2 protein-coding genes are annotated in these 1383 nt (G+C 72.5%); one reads left to right on the top strand and one right to left on the bottom strand.

Features of this window, described 5'->3' with window-relative positions; translation table 11 throughout:
- The coding region (locus tag AC1DUQ_RS21755; protein ID WP_477074638.1) for a type 1 glutamine amidotransferase at positions 1–417 on the top strand (417 nt) is incomplete at its 5' end.
- 55 nt (positions 418–472) lie between these two features.
- Here the strand turns inward: AC1DUQ_RS21755 and AC1DUQ_RS21750 are convergent.
- The gene (locus AC1DUQ_RS21750) at positions 473–1237 is read right to left on the bottom strand and encodes a PspA/IM30 family protein (protein WP_477060015.1); all 765 of its coding nucleotides are present in this window, start codon (positions 1235–1237) and stop codon (positions 473–475) included.
- Positions 1238–1383 lie beyond the last annotated feature (146 nt).

The following is a 1383-nucleotide window of genomic DNA, read 5'->3' as shown; positions in this document are numbered from 1 at the left end:
GCCCCTCCCGGGCGCGAGGCCGGCATCGTCGACGTGCGCTGGCGACCCGAGGCGACCGGCGACGCCGTCGTCGGCGACGTCGCGGCGCTGGCCGACGGCCGGTACAGCACGCCGCAGCCGAGCATGCACGCGGACGCGGTCGTGGACCTGCCCCGTGGCGCGGTGTGGCTGGCGTCCTCCGCCATGTACCCGTACCAGGCGTTCCGGATCGGCTCCGCGTGGGGTGTGCAGTTCCATCCCGAGGCCGGTGCGGACACGCTGCGCGGCTGGGCCGACGGGCACGACGACGTCGACACCGAGGCCGTGCTCGCCGCCTACACCGCCCGCCAGGGCGAGGTCGAGGCCGTCGGCCGGACCCTCGCCGAGTCGTTCGCGGCGCACGTGCGCGCGACGGCGCAGGAGCCCGTCTCCGCCTGACCCGACAGCAGAACGCCCGACCCCTGACGCAGGGGTCGGGCGCTCTCGTCGTGCGTCAGGCCTCGATCTCCGGGGTGACCCGGGTGGTGCCCAGCTGCTGCGGTGCGTTGCCGGCCTTGAGAGCGGCAAGCCGCGCCTCGACCTCGATCTGCTCGGAGGACGCCTCGAGCTCCGAGAACTGCGAGTCGAGGGACGACGCGGCGATCTCCGCCTGACCGAGGGCCAGTGCCTCCTCGCGACGCACCTTGTCCTCGAACCGCGCGATCTCGCTGGTCGGGTCCAGCACGTTGATCGAGCTGATCGCGGTCTGCACCGTCTGCTGCGCCTCGGCGGACTTCTGCCGGGCCACGAGGGTGTCGCGGCGGGACTTCAGCTGGCCGAGCTTGTCCTTCATCATCGCGAGGCCGGACTTCAGCTTCTCGACGGTCTCCCGCTGCGACGCGATGATCGGCTCCGCCTCGCGGACCTCGCCCTCCGCGGTGAGCTGCTTGCCGAGCGCGATCTTGGCGAGGTTGTCGAACTTGTCGGCGTTCGCGGTGTCCCCGGCGGAGCGGTACTGGTCGGCGCGGCTGGACGCGGCGAGCGCCTTGCTGCCCCACTCGCGCGCCGCGGAGACGTCCTCGTTGTAGTCCTGCTCGGCCAGGCGCAGGTTGCCGATGGTCTGGGCGATCGCCCGCTCGGCCTCCCCGATCGAGCTGGTGTAGTCGCGCACCAGCTGGTCCAGCATCTTCTGCGGGTCCTCGGCCTGGTCGATGAGCGCGTTGATGTTGGCGCGGGCCAGCTGGGTGATCCGCCCGAACACGCTCTGCTTCTCGGTCATCGCTCGTGCCTCTCGTCGTCCGTGTCGACCGGACAGTCCCGGCCGTCGTGCCCATCGCTGCTCAGAAACCGCCCCCGAACCCACCGTCGCCGAAGCCGCCGCCACCGCCTCCTCCACCGCCGCCGCCCCAGCCGCCGCCGCCACCG

The sequence above is a fragment of the Cellulomonas sp. P4_B5_2 genome (assembly GCF_056402235.1).
This window is presented reverse-complemented; position numbering and strand designations above follow the sequence as displayed.